The 21699-nt window shown below is 35.5% G+C and carries 18 protein-coding genes; all 18 read left to right on the top strand.

What is annotated here, in order from left to right; genetic code table 11:
* Positions 1–19 precede the first annotated feature (19 nt).
* The 18 genes from NTZ27_07225 (at position 20) to NTZ27_07140 (ending at position 21699) form a co-directional block, all read left to right on the top strand.
* Positions 20–1081 (top strand): hypothetical protein, encoded by a 1062-nt coding sequence (locus tag NTZ27_07225; GenBank protein MCX6174522.1) that lies wholly within the window; start codon positions 20–22, stop codon positions 1079–1081.
* 82 nt (positions 1082–1163) lie between these two features.
* Positions 1164–2318, top strand: coding sequence for a radical SAM family heme chaperone HemW (gene hemW, locus NTZ27_07220; GenBank protein ID MCX6174521.1), 1155 nt, complete (start codon positions 1164–1166; stop codon positions 2316–2318).
* 90 nt (positions 2319–2408) lie between these two features.
* Positions 2409–4136: a T9SS type A sorting domain-containing protein gene (locus NTZ27_07215; GenBank protein ID MCX6174520.1), complete on the top strand. Its 1728-nt coding sequence runs from the start codon at positions 2409–2411 to the stop codon at positions 4134–4136.
* A gap of 60 nt (positions 4137–4196) precedes the next feature.
* A complete protein-coding gene (locus NTZ27_07210) occupies positions 4197–4928 on the top strand; it encodes an SIMPL domain-containing protein (protein ID MCX6174519.1) in 732 nt (243 codons plus the stop codon).
* 99 nt (positions 4929–5027) lie between these two features.
* Positions 5028–5474, top strand: coding sequence for a hypothetical protein (locus NTZ27_07205; protein MCX6174518.1), 447 nt, complete (start codon positions 5028–5030; stop codon positions 5472–5474).
* Positions 5475–5490: 16 nt separating this feature from the next.
* Positions 5491–6738, top strand: a complete 1248-nt coding sequence (gene nusA / locus NTZ27_07200) for a transcription termination factor NusA (protein ID MCX6174517.1) — start codon at positions 5491–5493, stop codon at positions 6736–6738.
* 29 nt (positions 6739–6767) lie between these two features.
* On the top strand, positions 6768–9392 hold the full coding sequence (gene infB, locus NTZ27_07195) for a translation initiation factor IF-2 (GenBank protein MCX6174516.1): 2625 nt from the start codon (positions 6768–6770) through the stop codon (positions 9390–9392).
* Entirely contained in the window at positions 9392–9751 is a 360-nt protein-coding gene (gene rbfA / locus NTZ27_07190; GenBank protein ID MCX6174515.1) for a 30S ribosome-binding factor RbfA, read from the top strand. Before infB ends, rbfA begins: the two co-directional genes overlap by 1 nt.
* Positions 9720–10448 (top strand): tRNA pseudouridine(55) synthase TruB, encoded by a 729-nt coding sequence (gene truB, locus NTZ27_07185; protein MCX6174514.1) that lies wholly within the window; start codon positions 9720–9722, stop codon positions 10446–10448. Before rbfA ends, truB begins: the two co-directional genes overlap by 32 nt.
* Positions 10448–11377, top strand: coding sequence for a bifunctional riboflavin kinase/FAD synthetase (locus NTZ27_07180; protein ID MCX6174513.1), 930 nt, complete (start codon positions 10448–10450; stop codon positions 11375–11377). The genes truB and NTZ27_07180 overlap by 1 nt, the downstream gene beginning before the upstream one ends.
* Before the next feature lie 82 nt (positions 11378–11459).
* A complete protein-coding gene (gene rpsO / locus NTZ27_07175) occupies positions 11460–11729 on the top strand; it encodes a 30S ribosomal protein S15 (protein ID MCX6174512.1) in 270 nt (89 codons plus the stop codon).
* Positions 11730–11741: 12 nt separating this feature from the next.
* The gene (gene pnp / locus NTZ27_07170; protein MCX6174511.1) at positions 11742–13847 is read left to right on the top strand and encodes a polyribonucleotide nucleotidyltransferase; all 2106 of its coding nucleotides are present in this window, start codon (positions 11742–11744) and stop codon (positions 13845–13847) included.
* Positions 13848–13931: 84 nt separating this feature from the next.
* A complete protein-coding gene (dusB, locus tag NTZ27_07165; GenBank protein ID MCX6174510.1) occupies positions 13932–14999 on the top strand; it encodes a tRNA dihydrouridine synthase DusB in 1068 nt (355 codons plus the stop codon).
* 19 nt (positions 15000–15018) lie between these two features.
* Positions 15019–16638 carry an Rne/Rng family ribonuclease gene (locus NTZ27_07160; GenBank protein MCX6174509.1) on the top strand — a complete coding sequence of 540 codons (1620 nt, stop codon included), beginning with the start codon at positions 15019–15021 and terminating at the stop codon, positions 16636–16638.
* Between the two features lie 85 nt (positions 16639–16723).
* Positions 16724–17368, top strand: coding sequence for a fructose-6-phosphate aldolase (gene fsa / locus NTZ27_07155; GenBank protein MCX6174508.1), 645 nt, complete (start codon positions 16724–16726; stop codon positions 17366–17368).
* Positions 17347–18456 carry a glycine cleavage system aminomethyltransferase GcvT gene (gene gcvT / locus NTZ27_07150; protein ID MCX6174507.1) on the top strand — a complete coding sequence of 370 codons (1110 nt, stop codon included), beginning with the start codon at positions 17347–17349 and terminating at the stop codon, positions 18454–18456. The genes fsa and gcvT overlap by 22 nt, the downstream gene beginning before the upstream one ends.
* 1 nt (position 18457) lies before the next feature.
* The gene (locus tag NTZ27_07145; protein ID MCX6174506.1) at positions 18458–19225 is read left to right on the top strand and encodes a 2-phosphosulfolactate phosphatase; all 768 of its coding nucleotides are present in this window, start codon (positions 18458–18460) and stop codon (positions 19223–19225) included.
* Positions 19226–19227: 2 nt separating this feature from the next.
* A complete protein-coding gene (locus NTZ27_07140) occupies positions 19228–21699 on the top strand; it encodes a DNA translocase FtsK (GenBank protein ID MCX6174505.1) in 2472 nt (823 codons plus the stop codon).

The raw sequence follows: 21699 nt of genomic DNA, 5'->3' as shown, positions 1-21699 counted from the left end.
CAATAATAGCGGAGGTTGTATGATTAAGAGAATACTTTCTTTATTTATTGTGAGTGGTTTATTTTTTTCAGTTAATCTGAAAGCACAAAGTTTGCAAGAAACTCTTTCCAAATTGTCATCTACTGTTGGGGCGCAATATGTAAAACCGGTAATTTCAGCATTTGGCTCAAATCTAAATTCAGGCTGGGTTACAAATGCACCATCCGCAAGTAAATTGGAATTTCATCTTGATGTAAAAATTATTGCAATGGGGTCATTTTTTTCGGATGATGTAAAAAACTTTGTTGAAACCGGTCAGTTCTATTTTTCTCAGGATCAAGCTTCTGCAATTCTGAATAATACGACTGGTCTGGCACAAGGATCGCCGACTTATGTTCTACTAAGATCTCAACTTCAAAATACACCAATGAGCGTAACATTTTCCGGTCCTACTATTGTAGGGAAAAAGAATCAAAATCTGAACATTATTTTTCCCGGACAATCTTTTCAAGGATACAATTTACCTGCGACAACATTTAGTATGTCTGGTGTTAGCGGATTTTTAGATGAACTTCCGGTTTTACCTACAGCAGCGGCTCAAGTTACTGTTGGAACAGTTTTCGGGACTAATTTTGCGTTCCGTTATTTCCCTGATGTGGATATTAAAGATATGGGCAAATTTAGTTTTTGGGGTGCTGGATTAATTCACAACCCTGGAGTTTGGTTCCCAAATCCAATACCGGTCGATTTTGGTATAGGATACTTTATTCAAAAAATGAAAGTCGGAAGTATGTTTGAAAGTACAACATCTCAGTTTGGAGTTTATGTTAGTAAAACCTTTGGAGCGATTATTTCTTTTACTCCTTATGCCGGATTAACAATGGAAACCTCTAAAACAACTGTTTCATATAATTACCAATCCAATCAAGTTGTGAGCGGAGCTACTGTTCCACCAATTAATATTGCCTTTGAAATTGAAGGTGAAAATACAAGCTCTGCTGTTGTAGGATTTACTCTTCATCTTGCTGCAGTTAACATTAATGCTGATTATAAATTAGCTAAAACAAAAACAGCTAGTGCAGGTATTTCATTTGGATTATAGCAAAAATTAATTTTCCATTAAGGGGGCTGAACAAGCCCCTTTTCTTTTTGTATTTTCCTATTATTATTTCACCGGGCATAAATTGAGAGAAACTGCAATATATATTCATATTCCATTCTGTGATCACAAATGTATCTATTGCGATTTTTACTCAATTATTTCTTACGATAATGTTTCTTCTTACTTAAAAGCATTAAAAAAAGAAATTGATTTTTACTCTGCGCAATATTCCGAAGGAAGGAAAATAATTTCCATTTTCTTTGGCGGCGGAACTCCATCTTTTATGGAACCTCATTACATTTCTGAAATTATACAACACATTAAAGAAAAATTTTCTGTGAATGAAGCTGCAGAAATAACACTCGAAACAAATCCCGGAACAGTCAATATTGAAAAGTTAGCCGAATTCAGAAAAATCGGTATCAACCGTATTAGCATTGGAATACAATCATTCAACGAAGATGAGTTAAAATTCCTAACTCGAATACACAATTCGCAAACTGCAATTCAAACTGTTCGTGATGCTGCTGCAATTGGATTTGAAAACATAAGTGTTGATCTAATTTTTAACTTACCTTCTCAAACAAAAAAGAAATGGCAATACAATTTAGATCAAGCGATTAAACTGCCGATCAAACACATATCTGCTTACAGTTTAATTTTAGAGAAAGGAACAATTCTTAATAAAATGGTTCTTGATGGTAAAGTAAAAATGCAAAATGAAGATTACGATGCCGACCTTTATGAATTAACAATTGATTTTCTAACTCAACAAGGATTTGAACAGTATGAAGTTTCCAACTTTTCTAAAAAAGGATTTGAATGCATACATAACAATGCATATTGGAGATACAAAGATTACCTAAGCTTTGGTACATCGGCACATTCATTCGTAAACCTGCCTACCGGCAAGGCAGGCGGAAAACGCTGGTGGAATTATTCAGCATTGAATTTTTATAATGCGGCTATTGAATTAAAAGGGAATGCAGTAATTGGAGAAGAAATTCTTTCCGAAAAAGAAAAATTGAACGAATATATTATGCTTGCACTTCGCAGCAAAGGACTTGATCTGCTCGAACTGAATAATTTTTTCGGAAATGAATGGCTAATGAAAAACAAAAATTATTTGGATCAACTTAAACAAGAAAAATTTCTTATCGAAAAAGATGGGTTGATTAAATTCACACCAAAAGGTTATGCTGTTTGCGATGAGATACTCATCAAATTTTATACTTAAAAAGAGTTCTTGCCTTATTTACCAAATTATTTGAGTTGCGTTTTAATCTATTAATCGTAGCTTTCAATTAGAAATTATCTAGGGGTTGAAATGAAAAAAGTAAAATATTTTTTGTTTTTATTTTTCTTCGTTTTTTTTAATGCAATAATTTGTTTTGCACAAGATGATTGTCCAAAATACTCGCCACTTGCCAAACAACTTGGTAGCCCAAGCCTAACAAAAATGAACATTAACAATATTTCTACCATCATTCAAAATGATGGTGTGGATGATTTTAATAAGAGTACTAATCGTGCTGGTTTTGTCTATCCAAGGTCAAGCGGAAAGACTGCAGTTTTCACTTCTAATTTATTGTGGGGTGGAATTAGTGGAGGAAGTGTTTTAGTAGGCGGAGTTTATTATAGAAGCGGAATAACTCCTGGAAAAATTTTACAAGATGGTACTCCGCAAAGTCCTAATTTGCCCAATGTTAGGATTTACCGTGTACGCCCCGATTATAAGACTAGTACATTTGCGAACGAAATGGCAGACGGAGAGGGAAGTGCCGATCAAATAAAAACCCAATATGAAAAGGATTGGAATGAATGGCCGGCAAATGACGGCGCTCCTTACAAAGATGTTAATAAAGATGGGATTTATGATCCGCAAGTAGATATTCCTGGGGTTCCCGGTGCAAATCAAACTATTTGGTATGCTGCAAATGATTTTGATAATGTTAAATCTTATAGCATAGCAATAAGCGCCCCGCTCGGTTTAGAATTACAAACAACAGTTTGGGCATATAACAAATCTTACGCTCTTGGTAATACAATTTTCAAAAAGTATAAAATTACAAACAAAAAAAATACAGTTATTAACAATATGTACCTTGCATTCTTTGTTGATCCCGATATTGGAGATGGTGCTAAAGATTTTGCCGGTTGCGACACTACATTAAATTTAGGATATGCTTATCATAGTAAAGATGTTGATGTCGTTTATGGAACAACTCCCCCTGCTGTGGGGTTTGTGGTTGTTCAGGGACCAATAGTAGGCGGCAATGGTTCAGATGTTGGTATATATAATCAAATAAAATATAACGTTCAAAAAAATCTTGGGATGAATGCTTTCGTTTACTTCACATGTGGTGGAACTATTTTCCCTTGTCCTGGTATTGGAAGGCCCGGATCAAATTTGGTATGGTATAATTATTTTCAAGGATTACACCCTAACACAAACGACTACTTTCAAGTACCCTCAGAATTTGGCGGAGGAAAGACAAAATACACTCTCAGCGGCGACCCTATTGCGGAGACAGGGTGGATTGATGGAATTCAATATCCAGCAAGTGATCGATATTTCAGTATGTCTACCGGTCCGTTTAATTTAGCACCTAATGAAACTCAAGAATTAGTTATTGCTGAAATAGCAGCGATGGGACAAGATAGACTTGATGCAGTAAAAGAATTGAAAGATTATACGAGATTTATTACAAATATTTACAGAGATAGTTTGTATCGTTATCCTGAAGTATTGACTGATGTTGATGATAGAATTAATTCTGTTCCTGCCAAATTTTCCTTAAACCAAAACTATCCCAACCCATTTAATCCGTCAACAGCAATAAGCTATCAGCTTTCAGCATTTAGTTATGTAACATTAAAAGTCTACGATTTACTTGGAAGAGAAGTTGCGATTCTTGTTGATGAATATCAGCAAACGGGTAATTACAATACTAATTTTTCAATTCGAAATTCTCAATTGCCAAGCGGAATTTATTTCTATACATTGATGGCAGACAATTATGTAGTAACAAAAAAAATGGTTTTGATAAAATAAATTAACTTCACTTTTTGAAAACATATATTATCTTATAACTAACCAAAAGTCGAGTTAATTATGAACGAGAAATTCAAATACATTATCCCGGTTTCTATTCTTGCGGCAGCCATTCTTCTCTCCGTAATTATTTTTTCATTTGTTTGGAAATCAACAAAGAATGCGGATCAAACTATAACTGTTACTGGTTCCGCAAAGAAAGAAATTGTTTCAGATCTCGGTATTTTACGTGGAACGTTACAAGCAACAAGTTCCATCAGACAAAATGCTTATCAGGTTGTTCAACAGCAAATGCCGACAATTCTAAAATATTTGGAAGCACAAGAATTTAAGAAAGATCAAATTGAAGTTTTTGGAATAAATGGTTCCCCGGTTTTTGAAGTTGCCGAGAATGGGGTGCAAACGCAAAAAGTATCTCATTATGTTTACAGCCAGCGCTTCGAAATAAAATCCAATGATGTAAAAAAAATAAAGGAACTTTCGGTTTCACTCAGTTCTCTAGTTGAAAAAGGTTTGGATATAAATGTTGAAGCCCCGGAATATCTTTATACTAAAATTGATGACTTGAAAATTGAAGTACAGGCTGCTGCATCAAAGAACGCAATGGATCGTGCGGTTAAAATTGCAGAAGCAACAGGCAGAAGTCTTGGTCCGCTTCGTAATGCAAGAATGGGAGTCATTCAAATTACCCCGCGCAACTCAAATTTAGTTTCAGATTATGGAATGAACGATGCGACATCTATAGAAAAAGAAATAACTGCCGTTGTAAGCGCATCATTTGAAATCAAATAGCTAAAAGCTATTGGCTATTATTGTTTGCTTATTCAAGCTAATCTTTCTACCTTTGCATTGTCTATTTCGCCCCTCGAGGGCGATTTTTATTTATGGAATATGGAAAAACAGCAAATTTTCAACAGATTCGAAGAAATTGTTAAGACTCAAGGCTTTGTTCTTATCGATTTAGTTACACGCGGCGATAACCACCTTCGTATTATCGAAGTATATATAGATAACGAAAAAGGAATCACTACTGTTGACTGTTCTAATGTTAGCCGAATGTTGAACGAAATTATCGAATCTGAAAAACTTATTGATTCTCATTATAGACTGGATGTTTCTTCTCCGGGTGTTGAAAGACCGCTTAAATTTTTAGTTCAGTACGGTAAGCACATCAATAGAAAATTTGAAATTGAATTCAATGATGCCGAAGAAATCAAAAAGTTGAACGCAAAATTAATCCGTATGGAAGGTGAAGACCTTTTCTTCACTGAAAAAAACTTAGAGTATAAAATAAATTTTAATAAAATTATCATAGCAAAAGTATTAATCAGTTTTTGATCACACAGGAGTAAAAATGAACACCGAGATAGTAGAATCCTTTGCTCAGATGGTCCGGGAGAAAAGTCTTGACAAAGATGTTCTTGCAGGAATCATTGAAGAAATTTTTGGAATTATGGTTAAGAAAAAATATGGACTTGAAGCTAAGTATGATGTGGTCGTTAATATGGATAAGGGCGATATAGAAATATTTCTTGAAAGAACAATTGTTGAAACAGTTAATGATCCCGGTACCGAAATCAGCATTGTTGAAGTTAACGAAAAAGGGAATGCGGACAATCTTGAAGTCGGGGAAGACTTTGTTGAAAAGATCGAGCTAAAAGAATTTGGAAGAAGATTGATTAATCTAGCACGCCAAAGTTTAAACCAAAAGATCCGCGAGATCGAAAAAGAATTAGTTTATAATGAATACAGCGAAATGCTCGGCGAGATCGTTGTTGGAGATATTTATCAAGTTAGAAGAAATGATGTACTTATCAATCACAATAAGAATGAACTTATTCTTCCGCGTAACGAACAAATACCAAGAGAGAAATACAGAAAAGGTGATACAATCCGCGCAGTCATTAAGGATGTTAGAAAAACTCCGAACGGACCGCTTATTGTAATATCACGCGGAGATAATCTTTTCTTAAGAAGATTATTTGAAATTGAAATCCCCGAAATCTATGACGGAGTAATAGAGATAAAAGGAATTGCACGTGAACCTGGCGAAAGAGCAAAAATTGCTGTTGAATCAAATGATGCCCGTATAGATGCGGTTGGAGCTTGCGTTGGTATGAAAGGTGTTCGAATTCATGCAATCGTACGTGAATTGAACAATGAGAATATTGATGTTATAAATTATACCGATGACTCGATTGTATTTATTCAAAGATGTCTTGCACCGGCTAAGCTAAAGCAAATCGAAGTTGATGAAGAAGCTAAAAAGTGTGTTGTTACTGCCGATAGTGATCAAGTATCATTAATTGTTGGTCGTAACGGTGTTAATATCCGGCTTGCAATTAAACTCAGCGGTTATGAGATCGAAGTTATCAGACAAGAAAAACCATTTGAAGAATATGATGAAGATATAGAACTTGTTGAATTAAAAGAAGAGTTAGGATCTGAAGTAGTTGATCTCTTGATTAATAACAGATTAGATACTGCGCTTGAAGTTCTTGGAGCCGGTATTGATAAGTTAAAAGAAATTGAAGGCGTTGATGAAGAAAAAGCCAAGCAGATAATTGAAACTCTTGAAAATCAATTTGAAGAAGAAGAATAACCAATTGCACAAATACAGGTAATTACAAAATGCCGGAAACAGTAAAAGACAAAAAATTACGACTATACAAATTTGCTACTGAGCATAATCTTGCTACTGAAACTTTAGTTGAGTTTTTACAAAAGAATGGTTACGAAGTAAAATCTCATATGGCTCTGTTGACCGATGAAATGGTGGCTGATATAAAGTCATTTTTCAAAAAGGATATTGAGAAAGCTGAAAAGCATTATAAGAAAATTTCGGATTTTCAGAAAAAGAGAAGTGACCACGATGAAGCGGAAGCCGCTTTAGAATCATCAAAGAAAGCTGCTGGAAAAAAACAGACCGGAGAAAAAGAAAGTGATCTATTCAAAGGAAAAGATACTGTTGCAGAATCGGCAGCAACTGTTCAAGCCGCTGAAATTACAGAAACCGTTACTGAAGCTGAGCCGGCTGATGAAAAAATTGAAGAAGTTTCTGAAGAATTAAAATCTTATAAAACAGAAACTGAAATTGCTATTGAAGGAAGAAGGAAAGGATTAACTATTGTTGGCAAGATGGATCTGAAGGAACGGAGAGAAAAACCGGAAACAGTTTCAACAGCTCCTCAGGTTAAACCATCAGAAGTTGCTGCGGGAGATAAAGATGCCGACAAGAAAAGTAAGAAGAAAAAGAAAGTTCTAAAGTCCAAGAAAAAAACAGCCGGACCCGGTGAAGGTCCCGAGGAAGTTACAGTTGCTAAGAAGAAAAGAAAAATAAAACGTCTGGAAATTGATAAACGTGAAGTTGAAGATGCAATTAAGCGAACATTACTAAGTATGGATGAATCTGCAGTTGGAGATAGAGCATCAATCCGTAAAAGAAAGAGAAAAGAGAAACAAGATATTCAAGATCAGATTCTACAGCAGAAAGAATTAGACAAAACAAAAATTTCAGTAACGGAATACATTGCTGTTAACGAACTTGCAAATCTTATGAGTGTTTCAGTAAGCGATGTAATTTCAAAATGTATTTCACTTGGATTGATGGTTTCTATTAATCAACGGCTAGATGTTGAAACAATTACACTTGTTGCTGATGAATTTGGATTTGAAATTGAACTTCAAGCTGCATATCAAGCTGATATTGATGCAGATGTTCCGGATACTATTGAGTCGCTCAAGCCCCGTCCGCCTGTTGTTACAATTATGGGCCACGTTGATCACGGTAAAACATCTTTGCTGGATTACATCCGCAGAGCCAACGTAGTTGCTGGTGAAGCCGGCGGAATAACTCAGCACATAGGTGCTTACAAAGTAATCACCGAAGACGGCAAACAAATTTCATTTCTCGATACTCCTGGTCACGAAGCATTTACTGCTATGCGTGCACGCGGTGCAAGAGTTACAGATATTGTAGTTTTGGTCGTAGCCGCAGATGATGCAGTGATGCCTCAAACTGTCGAAGCGATCAATCATGCTCAAGCGGCAAATGTTCCAATAATAATTGCTATCAATAAAATAGATAAACCGAATTCCAACATAGAAAAGATCAAACAACAGCTTGCTGATAGAAATGTTTTAGTTGAGGAATGGGGCGGAAAATATCAGTGTGTTGAAATCTCTGCCAAATCCGGAAAAAATGTTGACCTTCTTTTAGAAAAAATTGCTCTTGAAGCAGAATTGCTGGAATTAAAAGCAAACCCGGCACGGTTGGGACGCGGTACAATCATTGAATCTCAGCTCGATAAAGGAAAAGGCATTACTGCCACTGTCCTTGTTCAAAAAGGCATTGTAAGGATAGGCGATCCGTTCATTGCTGGTGTTGTACACGGACGTGTGCGAGCAATGTTCGATGAACGGAATAAAAAAGTTTTTGAAGCCGGACCATCAACACCTGTACTTGTGCTTGGTTTTGAATCAGCACCTCAAGCAGGAGATAATTTTACAGTTGCAGAATCTGAAAGAGAAGCGCGCGAAATTAGTTTGAAACGAATGCAGTTGAAACGCGAACAAGATCATCGTCAAGTACATCATATTACTCTTGACGAAATTGCAAGTCAAATTAGTCATGGCGGATTTAAGGAACTTCCGGTAATCGTTAAAGGCGATGTGGATGGTTCTATTGAGGCATTATCAGATTCGTTAATGAAATTATCAAATCAAGAAGTTTCGGTTCGTGTTATTCACAAAGGTGTTGGTGCAATTTCAGAAGGTGATGTTCTTTTAGCGGCAGCATCCGGTGCTATTATAGTTGGATTCCACGTACGCCCAAATACAAATGCAAGAAAACTTGCTGAAGCCGAAAAAGTAGACATTCGTCTCTACAATGTTATTTATGATGCAATCAACGAAGTCAAATCTGCTCTAGAAGGATTACTCTCTCCTGTTGTTTCCGAAGAAGTTGTTGCTACTCTTGAAGTCCGAGATATTTTCAAAGTTCCGAAAGCGGGAACAATTGCCGGATGTTCTGTTCAAGATGGTAAAATTACTAGAGGAAATAAAGTACGGTTGTTCAGAGAAGGAATTGCTGTTTACGAAGGCGAGATCAGTTCATTAAGAAGATTTAAAGATGATGTCCGTGAAGTTGAGAAAGGTTATGAATGCGGTCTCAGCATTGCAAACTTTAATGATATTAAAGTAGGCGATGTTGTTGAAGCTTATAAAATGATAGAAACCAAAAAGAAATTAGAGTAATGACTCATAGAATAGATAAAGTTTCAAGTTTGATTAAAGAAGAATTGAGTTTGATTTTTCTTCACAAAGTTCAGGATCCAAATTTCGGAATGATCACTGTTACGAACGTGAAGATGAGTCCGGATTTGAAACACACAAAAGTTTATTTATCAGTTTATGATAAAGAAAAACGTGCTTTAGTTCTGGAAAAAGTAAATGAAATAAAAGGAATGATCAGATCGCAATTAGCAGGAAGGATTCAAGTTAGATTTGTTCCTGAACTTCATTTTTTTATTGATGATACTTTAGACTACGTAGAAAAAATGGAAGATTTATTTAAGAAAATTCATGAAAGCGATAACGAAAAACACGATAGCTGAAATTGATCCGAACTTTGTTGACGGAGAAATTATTCTTTTTGATAAAGCATTGTTAAAAAGTGCTTTCGATTGTGTCTATAGGGTAAGGGAAACTATTGGTGTTAAAAAAGTTGGACACGCAGGAACGCTTGATCCGATGGCAACTGGATTGATGATTGTTTGTACGGGAAAAATGACAAAAAGAATTTCTGAAATTCAAAATCTTGAGAAAACGTATAAAGGCATTATTACTCTCGGAAGAACGACACGCTCATTCGATACGGAAACAGATTTTGATACGAAAAATAATTTTGATGATGTAACTGAAGATAAAATTGATAAGGTGCGTAACAAATTCATCGGGAAGATATTTCAAACGCCGCCAATGTACTCGGCTGTTAAAAGGAACGGCAAATCGCTCTATCGCTTAGCGAGAAAAGGAATTGAAGTTGATCGTGAAGTACGTGAAGTTTTTATTTCAAAATTTGAAATTGAGAAAATTGATCTTCCTGATATCTACTTTGAAATTACTTGTTCTAAAGGAACATACATTAGAGTACTTGCAAGTAATTTTGGCGAACAACTTGGATGCGGAGCTTATCTAAAAGAATTACGGCGTACACATATTGGCGAGTTTGATGTTGATGATGCATTATCAATCGAAGAATTTAAAGAATTCGCAAAAAATTATTTTATTGCCGAACCAGAAATAGCATAATGAAAGTTTATACAGATAATTCTGAAATAGTTAAAATAAAAAAAGCGGTTATAACCGTCGGCTCGTTTGACGGTTTACATAAAGGACACATTAAAATATTTGAGAAAGTTCTTGAACTTTCTAATAAGAACAACGGAACAAGCTTTGTAATTACTTTTGAACCGCATCCTCGTTCCGTAATCTCAAAAGATTTTGATTTGAAAATATTAACATCGCTTGATGAGAAGAAAGATGTTCTTGAAAAAATCGGTATTGAAAATTTGATGGTGGTAAACTTTACAAAAGAATTTTCTCAATTAACATCTGATAAGTTTATCAAACAATACATTGTGGATAAGATCGGTTCATCACAAATGGTAATTGGTCACGATCATAAGTTTGGCAAGGACAGGCTTGGAGATGAAAAGAAATTGCGGGAAGTTGGTAAGATTTACAATCTTGATGTAACTACCGTTCCTCCGGAAATGTTGGATGGAGAAATTATTAGCAGTACAAAAATTAGAAATGCACTATTTGCAGGTGATATTGAAAAAGCAGGATTACTGCTTGGAAGAAATTATACATTAGCCGGAATAATTGTTAAAGGAATGCAGCGAGGACGATTACTCGGTTTCCCAACTGCAAACATTCAACCGGATGATGAAAATAAGGCTTTGCCGATGAACGGTGTGTACATTGTAAAATGTTTGCTTGAAAATGAAACTCATTTTGGAATTATGAATATAGGTTACAGACCAACATTCGAAAATAAACATGAAGTAGTTTCCGAAGTACATATATTAAATTTCGACAGAGATATTTACGGAAAGTATTTTAAGGTAGAATTTTTGAAACGTCTTCGTAACGAAAAGAAATTTGAATCAAAGGAAGACCTGATTCATCAAATTGAAGCTGACAAAAAAGAAGCACAAAAATTTATAGAAAATTAATTAACTAATAGATCCCGGTTTATCCACCGTAGGCGGATTAATTCTGGGGTTTTATCGAACAATCAACTTAAGGAGTAACACAATGTCTTTGTCAAAAGAAGAAAAACTTGAGATCATCAAAAAATTCGGTAAAGGAGAAAAAGATAGCGGAACTGCCGAAGTTCAAATAGCATTATTAACAGCAGAAATAAATCGTCTCACCAGTCATTTCGAAGCGCATAAAAAAGATCATGCTTCGCGACGCGGATTGATGCAGATGGTTGGAAAAAGAAGAAGGCTGCTTGATTATTTAGCTAGTAAAAACATAGAAAAATACCGCAGCATAATTAAAGAATTGAACATAAGAAAGTAACGGAGTATCTAAATGGTTTATACCAAAGAAGTACAAATAGGAAAACAAAAATTAATTTTTGAAACAGGAAAACTTGCCAAGCAGGCAAACGGCGCTGTTATGGTTCGCTATGGCGATACAATGGTTTTAGTTACTGCTGTAGCAGGAGAATTACGACCGGGTATTGATTTCTTTCCGCTCAGTGTTGAGTATAGAGAAAAAGCATTTGCTGCCGGAAAGGTTCCCGGTGGATTTTTTAAACGCGAAGGCAAACCTACAGATAAAGAAGTTCTTACATCACGATTAATTGACCGACCGCTTCGTCCACTCTTCTCTGATAATTACAAAAACGATACTCAAGTTGCCGCATTCGTTTATTCTTACGACAGTGAAAATGATTCGGATGTAATTGCAGCATGTGCCGCATCAGCAGCACTTACTATCTCAGACATTCCATTTCTCGAACCGATTGGCGAAGTTCGTGTTGGAAGAATCAACGGCGAATTAATAATCAATCCCACTCTTAAAGAAACTGAAGAGAGCGATCTTGAATTAGTTATTGCCGGAACTGAAAGTTCGATCATGATGGTTGAAGGCGAAGCAAAAGAATTGAGCGAACAGGTTATGCTCGATGCTCTTAAATTTGCTCACACTGAAATCAAAAAAATTATTGAAGTTCAAAAAGAACTAAGACAACTTTGCGGTAAACCCAAAATGGTAGTTGCTGAAAAAGTTGTTGATCAAAATTTACTGAACGATATCACAGCACTTGCACATGATAAATTCAAAACGATTGTCTCATCAGTTTTGGCAAAAGAAGAAAGATCGGCACAGAACCATGCTTTAACAGATGAAGTTCTAGCAGCACTCGCTGAAAAATATCCTGAACAAGAAGTTGCAATCAAAGAAATTCTTCATGATATGGAAAAAGATTTGATGCGTAAAAGAATTCTTGATGAAGGGTTACGTCTTGACGGAAGAAATACAACTCAGATAAGACCAATTACAATCGAACTTGGAATTCTGCCGCGCCCGCATGCAACAGCTCTTTTCACACGCGGAGAAACTCAAAGCTTAACTACTTTAACTTTGGGCGCTAAAGGCGATGAACAAATTATTGACGGACTTCAACCGGAATATAAAAAACGATTTCTACTTCATTACAACTTTCCGCCATTCAGCGTTGGTGAAACCGGAAGATTCTCCGGCGTTGGAAGAAGAGAAGTCGGACACGGTAATCTGGCAGAACGCTCACTAAAAAATATTATTCCATCAGAGGAAAAATTTCCTTACATCATTCGCTTGAACTCGGATATTCTTGAATCGAACGGATCATCATCTATGGCGACTGTTTGTGCAGGTTCACTTGCATTGATGGAAGGCGGGGTTCCGGTTAAATGTGCTATTGCGGGAATTGCAATGGGACTTGTTAAAGAAAAGGAAAAATTTGCAATTCTTACCGATATACTTGGAAACGAAGATCATCTTGGTGATATGGATTTTAAGGTTTCAGGTTCTGAAAATGGAATTACCGGCTTGCAGATGGATATTAAAATTCAAGGTATCTCATACGAGATCATGGAAAAAGCTCTGGCTCAAGCAAAAGAAGGAAGATTGCATATTCTTAAGATCATGAATGAAGCAATAGCCGAAGCAAGACCAAATATTTCCAATTATGCACCAAGAATTTTTACAACTAAAGTTCCAACAGAAAAAATTGGTGCGGTTATCGGACCTGGTGGAAAAGTTATTCAGAAGATGCAAAAAGATTTTTGTGTAGATATTAATATTGAAGACGATGGAACAGTAAGCATAGCAGGACAAGATGCAACACTTGCCAAAGCTGCAAAAGAATATATTAAACTACTTGTTTCAGAACCTGAAGTTGGAAAAAATTATACCGGTAAAATTATGAAGATTACTGACTTTGGCGCCTTTGTTGAAATTATACCCGGGACCCAAGGACTTCTCCATATTTCGCAGATAGATAACAAACGTGTTAATAAAGTAACGGATGTTTTGAAAGAAGGAGAAATGATAAAAGTTAAATTGCTTGCAATTGAAGGTGGAAAATTCTCTCTTTCTAGGAAAGCATTATTGAATGAATCCGTAAGTCAGGATTCAGAGGAAAAAGAATAGTTAAATAAAAATGAATCCCAATTTAATTGGGATTCATTATAATTCAGCAAATTGTTTTTTGGAAATTTTGGTAAGAGTTATTAAATGAAAGTCGGAAATCTCGATATAGGTAAAAAACTATTTTTAGCCCCAATGGCTGAAGTCACCGACTCTTCTTTTCGAAAAATATGTAAAGAGCAGCAGGCGGGTATAACTTTTACGCAGATGGTAAGTGCGGATGGTGTCGTAAATAATAATTTTGAAACTCTTCGCCATTTCTCATTTAGCCGTTCTGAAAAACCAATCGGTGTTCAAATTTTAGGAAATCATCCGGAAACTTTGTTTGAAGCAGTAAAAGAAATTTCTAAAATGAAACCCGATTTAATTGATCTAAATTGCGGTTGTCCCGTTGATAAAGTTTGTTCTAAAAAGATGGGCGCAGCATTATTAGATGATCCTAAAACACTTTCTAACTTAGTTCGCAAAATGGTAGACGGATCAAATGGGGTTCCTATATCAGTTAAACTTAGATTAGGAAAAGATAAATCAACAGTAAATATTTTGGAAAATGCAAAAGTAGTTGAAGATAACGGCGGAGCTTTAATTTTTGTCCACGCAAGAACGCGTGCGGATAAATATAATATGAGCGCTGACTGGAGCTGGCTTAAAAAAGTTAAAGAAGCCGTAAATATTCCTGTAGTTGGAAACGGATCTATGTTTACGCCTCATGATATTCAAGAAATGATTGATTCAACCGGATGTGATTCTGCAATGATAGCACGCGGTGCGCTAGGTAATCCGTTTATATTTTCACGTTTTAATGTTTTGATGGAAAAAGGAATTGATCCCGGAGAACCTGATGCTTTTGTTATTAGAGATACTTTATTAAAACATATAAAATATTTGGAAGAAGAATTCGGTGAACTGCTGGCTTTAGATAAAGCTAAAAAACATTCTATCTGGTATTTCAAAAATTATACTGGAATTAATTCTCTACTTGAAAAAGTTTTTTCTGTAAAAAAATTGGATACACTTCGCGGACTCATTACGGATCATGCGGAAAAAATAATGAAAGGTTCAAAAGAAATTCATATTAAGGAAGAGATCCACAAAAAATTTCAAAAGAAAGTTCTGTTCTGGCTTGCTGATCAAAATATCAGCGCACTTGGATAGGAACTAAAAAGGTTTTAAAATGAATAAAGAAATAATTATTAGTTCTTCAACATCGCAGAACCATGTTGCGATAACTGAAGACAGCAATCTGGTTGATTTCTTCGTAGATCATCCGGAAAAAAGAAGAATGGTGGGAGATGTATTTTTAGGAAAAGTTGCCAGAGTATTACCCGGCATCCGCGCAGTATTCATAGATATCGGATTAAAGCATGATGCTTTTCTTCACTTTTCTGATATTGGCGACCGTACCGATGCATTAAAAAATATGCTTGATGAAGATGAAGAAGCAGATGACGGAACGGACGAAGAAGAAGCGGAACCTCAAGCTCAAGATCAAACTACTGCACAAACTCAACCGCAGGAACAAAAACCGGTAAGAGATAAAGATAGACACGAACATCGAGAGCAGAGACAAATTCCTAAACTGCATAAAGGGGAATCAATATTAATTCAGATTATTAAAGAGCCTGTTAAAGATAAAGGCGTTAGATGTACTTCATCTATTTCTATTCCAGGAAGATTTTGTGTTTTACTCCCTTTAGATAATAAGGTTGGAGTTTCAAAGAAGATCTACGATTTTAGAGAGCGAAAAAGATTACGAAGAATTGCACGGGGAATAATTCCTTCCAATTGCGGATTGATAATTAGGACTGCAGCTAGAGATCAAACAGAAGAAGCGCTTTCCGGCGACTTGAAATATCTTGTAAAAATTTGGGAAGACATGCAGGAAGATGCAAAGAAACAAGAACCGCCTGCGCTTTTATATAAAGATCTTAGTACTACAATCAGCGTTATACGGGATCTATTTACTCCTGATGTTTCAAAAATTTTCGTTGATTCTAAAAAACTTTACAAAGAAATACGCAATTATGTTCAGTTCATTCAACCGGCACTTCTTGATAGGATAGAATTATTTAAACAAGATGAACCGATTTTTGAAGCATTTAAAATTGATGAACAGATTAAAGGTTTGATGGGACGAAAGGTTTCTCTGCCAAGCGGAGGACACATTGTAATTGAACATACTGAAGCAATGGTTGTTATAGATGTTAATAGCGGTCGTTATGCAGCAAAAAAAGAACAAGAACTTAATTCTCTCAAAACGGATTTGGAAGCATCGCGGGAAATTGTCCGCCAGCTCCGTCTACGTGATATCGGAGGATTGATAGTTGTAGATTTCATTGATCTTGAAGATGAAAAGAATCGTAAAAAGATTTATGATGAACTTAAAAAAGAATTCAAGAAAGACCGCGCAAAGATTGCATTGCTTCCGATGACGGATTTTGGGTTGATGCAAATTACACGCGAACGAATCCGCGAAAACATTATGCAGTCTATGAATGATGCTTGTCCGTATTGTGCAGGTACAGGATTGCTTACTAAAAAGTCAAACTTGATTCATGAAATTGAGCATTGGTTAAAACGTTATCATGTTGAAGGGAAATCCAAATCATTAACCTTAAAAGTTCATCCTTCACTTGGATTAAAACTTAAAGAAGGATTTATTTCTCGACTGACGAAATTCCAATTAAAATATTTTGTAAAAATAAAACTTCAAGAAGAAGAAAAAATAAATCCTCAGAATTATTATTTCTTAACAACTAAAACGGGCAAAGATATAACTAACGACTTTAATTAAGAGAAAATCTTAACCCGTATAATTAAGATCAATTTTTATTAATTTTCAAACAACAAATTATTTATTAATATAGTAAGAGAATATTATGAAATTCTTTATTGATACCGCAAATATTAACGAGATTAAAGAAGCCGCTTCTTATGGTTTGCTGGATGGTGTAACAACGAACCCGTCTCTAGTTGCAAAGGAAGGAAAAAACTTTCGTGAACTTCTTGCTGAAATCATAAAGATAGTAGACGGACCAATCAGCGCGGAAGTTGTTTCCACAGATTACGATGGAATAATGAAAGAAGCGCATGAGCTGGCAAAGATCCATAAAAATATTGTTGTTAAAGTTCCGCTGATCAAAGAAGGAATCAAAGCAGTTAAATCTTTAAGCGGGGAAGGAATCAATACAAATGTTACTTTGTGCTTCTCGCCTTCACAAGCATTGCTAGCTGCAAAAGCAGGCGCAACTTATATCTCCCCGTTTGTTGGAAGATTAGATGATATTAGCCAAGATGGAATGGGATTGATTAAGCAGATTGTCCAGATATACAATAACTATAATTATAAGACTCAAGTTCTTGTTGCAAGTATCCGCCATCCTCTTCATTTGGTTGATGCAGCAATGATGGGTGCACATGTTGCAACAATGCCGTTTGATGTAATTAATAAATTATTTAAACATCCGCTTACTGATCTGGGTCTGGAAAAATTCTTGAGCGATTGGAAAAAATTAAATCAATAGTTGTTATGAAGAAAACAAAATTTTATTCGATTCACGAAAAACTTGGTGCTAAAATTGTAGATTTCGCCGGTTATAGTATGCCCGTACAGTATTCATCTATTATTGCGGAACACAAAGCTGTTCGTACTTCTGTTGGAGTGTTTGATGTTTCCCATATGGGTGAAATATTTATTAAGGGAGACAGAGCATTGAATTTTGTTCAACATATTACTGTGAACGATGCATCTCTTCTTACAAACGGAAGAGTACAATACTCCGCAATGTGTTATCCTGACGGCGGAATTGTTGACGACCTTCTTGTTTATAGAATCAATGAAAAAGAATTTATGCTTGTAGTTAACGCTTCTAACAAGGATAAAGATTTTAATTGGATGCAAGAAAATAATAAGTTCGGTGTTCAAATTAATGATGAGAGCGACGAATATTCTCTTCTGGCAGTTCAAGGACCAAACTCAAAAAACGTAATTCAAAAAATTTGTGATAAACCTTTGGATTTAGAATACTATCATTTCTTCTTTGCCAAAGTTGCCGGAATTGATATGATCATTTCCCGCACAGGATACACTGGCGAACTTGGTTATGAATTATATTTCAAAGGTAACGAAACCGATGCAGAAAAAGTTTGGAATGCTTTATTCGAAAACGGTAAAGAATATGATATTCAACCCGTTGGTTTAGGTGCCCGCGATTCTCTTCGTTTGGAAATGGGTTTTTGCCTTTACGGAAACGATATTGATCAAACAACAAATACTTTGGAAGCCGGACTTGGCTGGATAACAAAATTGAAAAAGCAAGAATTTATTTCTAAAGATATTTTGGTGAAAGTTAAGGAAGAAGGATTGAAAAGAAAATTAGTACCAATTGTTTCCAATGAGAAAGCGTTTCCAAGACATGGTTATGATTTATCAGTAGACGGTAAAGTTGTTGGGCATATAACAAGTGGAACAGTAAGTCCAATACTAGAAAAAGCAATTGCGTTAGGTTATGTTGAAATTCAGCATGCTAAAGAAGGCGGAAAAATAAATTTTTTAATTCGGGGCAAGGAAGTACCTGCTATTATTACTAAACTACCTTTTGTGAAAAACTAATATGAAAATAAACATTCATTATACACATCAACAATTTGATGAACTCTATTTTACGGGAAAGACTTCCGTTGTAATTGATGTTCTGCGTGCTTCAACAGTAATAGTTACAGCGTTAAAAAACGGTGCACGCGAAGTTATTCCGGTTGGTACCGTTGATTTTGCTATGAAGGTTTCCGGTAATGCATTTGGCGGGCAGACAATTCTTGGCGGTGAGCGCAACACAAAAAAAGTTGAGGGATTCAATCTTGGTAATTCCCCGTTAGAATATAAACCTGAAATCGTATCAGGTAAATCAATTATCCTTTATACAACTAATGGCACTAAAGCAATTGTAAAAGCAAAGTTTTCGGAAAATCTTTATATCTGTTGTTTCAATAATCTACCGGCAATAGCTGATCAGCTGTTAAAACTTAATAAAGATGTAGAAATTGTTTGCGGTGGTTCAAACGGAAATTTTAATATGGAAGATGCGGTTTGCGCCGGTAATTTAGTTAGCGAATTACAAAAAGTTGATAAGACCATTGAAATCACTGATTCCGGAAGAGCTAGTTCTGTTCTTTATAAATCTTTTGGAAAAAGTATTGCAAAGATGTTAAAGCAAACCGAACACGGTAAGCTATTGGTTGAAAATGGATTTACTGCCGACATCAAAGAATGCGCTCAGTTTGGAACTACAGATATGATTCCGTATTATCTATCGGGTGCTATTAAAAAATTAGAAATTGCAGCACCCCTGAACGATAACGTTAACGAACCTAAAACTATATAAAAATGCCGAAGAAAAATAAATCAAAAGAAAATTCTTCTTCCGTGGGAGAAAATTTTTTTGTTGTTTCTCCGGAAAAGAAAAAAAAGCTGCTTGGTATATTCTTAGTTATTCTTGCACTTCTAATTTTTTTAAGCATTCTTACGTACTCAAGATATGATGAATCATATTTCTCATATAAATTTTTAGACCTGTTTGGATTCGGATCAAATCCCGAATTAGCAAATAAAGCTGCTACCACGCATAATTGGCTTGGAATATTGGGTGCATACGTCTCCCATTTTTTGATTCGCTCAACCATCGGTTACTTTTCTATTATATTCCCGGTAATAATGTTTATCTGGGGTTATTCTATATTACGTAGGGTCAATGAGTATAAACTTCCCCTTTATCTATCCAATTTTTTAATCGTAATGGGAATCTTACTCTCAACATTTTTTGGGATGATTCAATTTACTCCCGAGATTTCTCTTTTAACTGATTATTATGAGCTATCAGGTAAGATCGGATTTTTCTTCGGAACTGTGATCAGCAGATTGTTAGGTGGTCTTGGAAGTGTAATATTTCTTAGCACTGCTATGTTGGTTACAATGATCATTGCGTTTGATTTTAAGTTTAGTTCGGTGTGGGAATTTCTAAAAGGTCTTTTCAGCAGGGAAGAAACTGATGAAGAAATAAAAATTAAAGTTCCCGCAGATGATAAATCAGATGAAAATATTTCGAAGATTAAAAATTTACGCGGTGAGAGTAAATTAAGATCTCTATTTAAGAGTAAGGATGAAGAATTAGATGCAGAAGATGAAACTCCCGCAGAAACAAAAATTACAATCGTTAAAAAAGATCAGCCGGAAAAATTTTCTGAATCAGCCGATAAAATAAGTGATCAGCTTAAATCTAAAAAAACTGAATCAAAACTGAAGGATGATGATGAAATTATTCCTGCAGTAGATAAAGATGCTGAAGCTGCTATGCCAGATCAATGGGATGAAAAAATTAATTATACTCCACCAACTTTAGATCTTTTAATTCCACCCGGCGATGAAGAAATTAAAGTGAACGAAAGCGAATTAAAGAAAAATGCTGCATTGCTTAAAGATAAATTAGCTTTGTTTGATATTCAGATTGATGATATTACTGTTACACCGGGACCGGTTGTTACACTTTATGAAATTGTTCCCGCACCCGGAGTTAAAATCAGCCGCATTGTAAGTCTTGAACATGATATTGCATTAGCGTTAGCTGCGCGTGGAATCCGAATTATTGCACCTATTCCCGGGAAGAGTGCAATAGGTGTTGAGATTCCCAATGCGCACGCTACTATTGTAAGAGCAAGTTCTGTACTGAAAAAATTAAGTGAATCTAAAGATGAATTACCGATGGCATTAGGTAAAACAATTTCCGGCGAAGTTTACATTACTGATTTAGCTAAGATGCCTCACATGCTGATTGCAGGGTCAACAGGTTCGGGTAAGAGTGTTGGCCTTAATATGATTCTTGCCAGTTTAATTTATGCTAAACATCCGTCAGATGTAAAATTTGTGATTGTTGATCCTAAAAAAATTGAGCTATCATTATATAAAAGATTAAGTAAACATTTCCTTGCAGTCTCACCTGACCTTGAAGAAGAAATTATAACCAATCCATCTAACGCTCTTCTTATTCTTAAAGCTGTAGAATATGAAATGGAAAAACGATATGATAAACTTGCTAAGGTCGGAGTTAGAAATATTATTGACTACAATAAAAAAGTTCTGAATCCGAAATCGAGACCTAAAGATACAGACGAGATGAAATTTTACAAACTACCTTACATTGTTATTGTTATTGATGAATTGGCAGATCTAATGATCACTTCAGGTAAAGAAGTGGAAGAACCTATTGCCCGTCTTGCTCAACTTGCACGCGCTGTTGGAATACATTTAATTCTTGCAACGCAACGGCCTTCAGTTAATGTTATTACCGGCGTAATTAAAGCAAACTTCAGCGCAAGGATGGCTTACCAAGTTGCAACAAAGATAGATTCAAGAACAATTCTTGATATGAACGGTGCCGAACAGTTGTTGGGACAGGGCGATATGTTGTTTTTACCTGGCGGAATGCCGAAGCCGATCCGTATTCAAAATGCTTTTATTTCTACAGAAGAAGTTGAAAAGTTTACTAATTTCATTTACGTTCAAAAAGGATTTTCAAAAAGATATTTTCTTCCGTCTTTGTATGATAAGAAGAAAGAAGCACTGGGTGATTTTCTGAATGATCTTGATCCGATGTTTGAAGACGCTGCAAGAGTGATTGTACGGCATCAGCAAGGTTCGGTATCTTTGCTTCAGAGAAGATTAAAATTAGGTTATTCACGAGCGGCTAGAATTGTAGATCAACTTGAACAAGCAGGCATTGTTGGACCTTCGGAAGGAAGTAAAGCACGCGAAGTTATTGTTGATAATGAAGAACAATTGGAAACAATATTAAGATCGTTATAA

The organism is Ignavibacteriales bacterium (assembly GCA_026390775.1).
Classification (GTDB): domain Bacteria; phylum Bacteroidota; class Ignavibacteria; order Ignavibacteriales; family Melioribacteraceae; genus Fen-1258.
Note: the sequence above shows the minus strand (reverse complement) of the source record. Positions and strands in the feature narration are given on the sequence as shown.

What these genes read in the sequence shown, in the direction of transcription:
- rpsO (MCX6174512.1), top strand. Translation starts at nt 11,460, where the DNA reads ATGTCTTTGTCAAAAGAAGAAAAACTTGAGATCATCAAAAAATTCGGT.
- NTZ27_07145 (MCX6174506.1), top strand. Translation starts at nt 18,458, where the DNA reads ATGAAAATAAACATTCATTATACACATCAACAATTTGATGAACTCTAT.
- NTZ27_07215 (MCX6174520.1), top strand. Translation starts at nt 2,409, where the DNA reads ATGAAAAAAGTAAAATATTTTTTGTTTTTATTTTTCTTCGTTTTTTTT.
- NTZ27_07210 (MCX6174519.1), top strand. Translation starts at nt 4,197, where the DNA reads ATGAACGAGAAATTCAAATACATTATCCCGGTTTCTATTCTTGCGGCA.
- pnp (MCX6174511.1), top strand. Translation starts at nt 11,742, where the DNA reads ATGGTTTATACCAAAGAAGTACAAATAGGAAAACAAAAATTAATTTTT.
- NTZ27_07180 (MCX6174513.1), top strand. Translation starts at nt 10,448, where the DNA reads ATGAAAGTTTATACAGATAATTCTGAAATAGTTAAAATAAAAAAAGCG.
- nusA (MCX6174517.1), top strand. Translation starts at nt 5,491, where the DNA reads ATGAACACCGAGATAGTAGAATCCTTTGCTCAGATGGTCCGGGAGAAA.
- truB (MCX6174514.1), top strand. Translation starts at nt 9,720, where the DNA reads ATGAAAGCGATAACGAAAAACACGATAGCTGAAATTGATCCGAACTTT.
- dusB (MCX6174510.1), top strand. Translation starts at nt 13,932, where the DNA reads ATGAAAGTCGGAAATCTCGATATAGGTAAAAAACTATTTTTAGCCCCA.
- NTZ27_07140 (MCX6174505.1), top strand. Translation starts at nt 19,228, where the DNA reads ATGCCGAAGAAAAATAAATCAAAAGAAAATTCTTCTTCCGTGGGAGAA.
- NTZ27_07160 (MCX6174509.1), top strand. Translation starts at nt 15,019, where the DNA reads ATGAATAAAGAAATAATTATTAGTTCTTCAACATCGCAGAACCATGTT.
- infB (MCX6174516.1), top strand. Translation starts at nt 6,768, where the DNA reads ATGCCGGAAACAGTAAAAGACAAAAAATTACGACTATACAAATTTGCT.
- rbfA (MCX6174515.1), top strand. Translation starts at nt 9,392, where the DNA reads ATGACTCATAGAATAGATAAAGTTTCAAGTTTGATTAAAGAAGAATTG.
- fsa (MCX6174508.1), top strand. Translation starts at nt 16,724, where the DNA reads ATGAAATTCTTTATTGATACCGCAAATATTAACGAGATTAAAGAAGCC.
- NTZ27_07205 (MCX6174518.1), top strand. Translation starts at nt 5,028, where the DNA reads ATGGAAAAACAGCAAATTTTCAACAGATTCGAAGAAATTGTTAAGACT.
- NTZ27_07225 (MCX6174522.1), top strand. Translation starts at nt 20, where the DNA reads ATGATTAAGAGAATACTTTCTTTATTTATTGTGAGTGGTTTATTTTTT.